This window comes from Ochrobactrum sp. SFR4, assembly GCF_019730395.1.
Taxonomy (GTDB): domain Bacteria; phylum Pseudomonadota; class Alphaproteobacteria; order Rhizobiales; family Rhizobiaceae; genus Pseudochrobactrum.
Genome location: NZ_JAAPBB010000251.1, coordinates 1 through 418 on the forward strand (window position 1 = coordinate 1; position 418 = coordinate 418).

General features: G+C 58.4%; 1 protein-coding gene. It reads right to left on the reverse strand.

Annotated elements, in window-relative coordinates; all coding sequences use genetic code 11:
• The coding region (locus HBA93_RS18850) for an alcohol dehydrogenase catalytic domain-containing protein (protein WP_502910140.1) at positions 1 to 418 on the reverse strand (418 nt) is incomplete at both ends.

The window sequence follows — 418 nt, forward strand, 5'->3', positions numbered from 1 at the left end:
GACAGGCAGAGCATTTTTCAGCGGAACCGGCGGTGATAATCACTTTAGCGCCCAGTGCTTTGCCAAGCTGGATCGCCGTCGTCCCGATACCGGAACTGCCGCCATGAATCAGCAAGGTCTCACCAGCCTGTAATTGGCCGCGCTGCACCACATTGTGCCAGACAGTGAATAATGTTTCCGGCAGAGCGGCGGCTTCCACATAGCCATAGCCCGATGGCAGCGGCAGGGCATTCCCCTCATGAACCGTGACATATTCGGCATAGCCACCACCAGCCAGTAGTGCGGTAACCGCATCACCGACCTTGTAGCGCTCAACACCTTCACCAACCACCACGACATCACCGGCTACTTCCAGCCCCGGCAAATCGGAGGCACCGGCAGGCGGCGGATAATGTCCCTGTCTTTGCAAGACATCCGG